Source organism: Dietzia sp. B44 (genome assembly GCF_014145245.1).
Taxonomy (GTDB): domain Bacteria; phylum Actinomycetota; class Actinomycetes; order Mycobacteriales; family Mycobacteriaceae; genus Dietzia; species Dietzia natronolimnaea.
The window spans coordinates 1-2,339 of the sequence record NZ_JAALEF010000031.1; the positions used below are offsets into that span (position 1 = coordinate 1).

The window sequence follows — 2,339 nt, forward strand, 5'->3', positions numbered from 1 at the left end:
CCCCGACGCGCCGTCGGGCGGGATCCCCCGCGAGGAGCTCGACGCCCTCCGCTCGGGCACCCACCGCGACCCGCACTCGGTCTACGGCGCCCACCCGACCGGGTCCGGCTCGGTCGTGCGGACCATGCAGCCCGGTGCCACCTCGGTGGAGATCGTGCTGGGGACGCGCACGGTGCCCATGGAACCGCTCGGCGACGGCATGTTCGGGGCGGGGTTGCCCGAGCGGGACGTCCCCGACTACCGGTTCCGGGTGACCTACCCGGACGGGCACACGCGGATCGTGGCCGACGGGTACCGCTTCCTGCCCACTCTCGGCGAGATGGATCTCCACCTGATCAACGAGGGCCGGCACGAGCGGCTGTGGACCGTCCTCGGTGCGCACGTCCGCACGTACGACACCCCCGGGGGGCCCCTCACCGGGACGTCCTTCGCCGTGTGGGCCCCGAACGCCCGGGGCATCAGCGTGGTGGGCGACTTCTGCGGGTGGAACCCGATCGCCCTGCCCATGCGTGCGATCGGCGCCTCGGGAGTGTGGGAACTGTTCGTACCTGACGTGATCGACGACGCCGTCTACAAGTACTGCGTCCGCGGCGCCGACGGCCGGACCGTCGACCACGCCGATCCGCTCGCGGTGGCCACCGAGGTGCCCCCCGCCACCGGATCCAGGGTGTTCACGTCCGGCCACGAGTGGAACGACGACGAGTGGGTCGCCGGCCGGGCGACGCGCGACCACTCGCGCTCCCCGATGACGGTCCTCGAGGTCCACGTGGGCTCCTGGAGACCGGGACTCGGCTACCGCGAGTTCGCCCACCAGTTGGCCGACCACGTGACCGAGACCGGCTTCACCCATGTCGAGCTGATGCCCGTCGCCGAGCATCCCTTCGGCGGGTCATGGGGCTACCAGGTGTCCTCCTACTACGCCCCCACCAGTCGTTTCGGCACCCCGGACGACCTGCGCTATGTGGTCGACCACCTGCACTCGCGCGGCATCGGCGTGCTGGTGGACTGGGTGCCCGCGCACTTCCCCAAGGACGAGTGGTCCCTCGGCCGCTTCGACGGGACCCCGCTGTACGAGCACGCGGACCCCCGTCGCGGTGAGCAGCCCGACTGGGGCACCTACGTGTTCGACTTCGGTCGTCACGAGGTCCGCAACTTCCTGGTGGCCAACGCCCTGTACTGGGCGGAGGAGTTCCACGTCGACGGCCTGCGCGTGGACGCCGTCGCCTCGATGCTCTACCTGGACTACTCGCGGAACGAGGGCGAGTGGACCCCCAACCGCTACGGCGGTAGAGAGAACCTCGAGGCCATCTCGTTCCTGCAGGAGGTCAACGCCACCGTGCGCCGGGAGCACCCCGGATTCCTCATGATCGCCGAGGAGTCGACCTCCTGGGGCGGCGTCACCGCACCCACGGACACCGGCGGTCTCGGGTTCTCCATGAAGTGGAACATGGGGTGGATGAACGACACGCTGCGCTATGTGGGCCTCGACCCCGTCTACCGGGGACACCACCACGGCGAGGTCACCTTCTCCCTGATGTACGCCTGGAGCGAGCGGTTCGTCCTCCCGCTCAGCCACGACGAGGTGGTCCACGGCAAGGGATCGATGTGGCAGCGCATGCCGGGGTCCTCGTGGGACCGCGCGGCCGGGTTGCGCGGGCTCTACGCCTACATGTGGGCGCACCCCGGGAAGAAGCTCATCTTCCAGGGGATGGAGTTCGGTCAGGTCGGCGAGTGGAACGACGAACTGGGCGTCACCTGGGAGAACCTCGAGGGCTGGGAGGGCGAGTACCACCGCGGCATCCTCGCCTCGGTCCGGGACATGAACGCACGCTACGCGGAGAACCCCGGGCTGTGGACGCTCGACGACGACCCGTCGGGGTTCTCGTGGATCGACGCCAACGACTCGGAGCACAACGCGCTGTCGTTCCTGCGTACCGATCACGCGGGCAACACGATCGCCTGCGTGGTGAACTTCTCGGGCCGCACCCTGGACGACTACCGGATCGGTCTGCCCGAGGCCGGGTACTGGGAGGAGATCCTCAACACCGACGCCACGGCCTACGAGGGGTCGGGAACCGGCAACCTGGGCGGGGTCAACGCGGAGGAGCGGCACCACCACGGCCGCACCCATTCCGCGGGCATCACCGTCGGCCCCCGCGCCGCGGTGTGGCTGCGGCACACGCCCTGACATCGGGCGGCACCCGGGCCTCAGTACAACGCGTTGGCGAGGTTCCGACGTGCGGCCAGCACCCGCGGGTCGTCCGTCGGGAGCGCCTCGAGGAGATCGACCAGCCGGGCGCGCAGCGTCGCCCGGTCGTCGCCCGCGCTCACCCGGATGG

At 70.3% G+C, this 2,339-nt stretch carries 2 protein-coding genes; one reads left to right on the forward strand and one right to left on the reverse strand.

All coding sequences use genetic code 11. The features are described 5' to 3' along the window. The first annotated feature begins 22 nt into the window (after window positions 1-22). Window positions 23-2,188 (forward strand): 1,4-alpha-glucan branching protein GlgB, encoded by a 2,166-nt coding sequence (glgB, locus tag G6017_RS01395; RefSeq protein WP_182615555.1) that lies wholly within the window; start codon window positions 23-25, stop codon window positions 2,186-2,188. Between the two features lie 20 nt (window positions 2,189-2,208). Here glgB and G6017_RS17185 read toward each other — a convergent pair whose 3' ends face one another. Continuing rightward, window positions 2,209-2,331, reverse strand: coding sequence for a tetratricopeptide repeat protein (locus G6017_RS17185; RefSeq protein ID WP_347237922.1), 123 nt, complete (start codon window positions 2,329-2,331; stop codon window positions 2,209-2,211). Window positions 2,332-2,339: the final 8 nt, after the last annotated feature.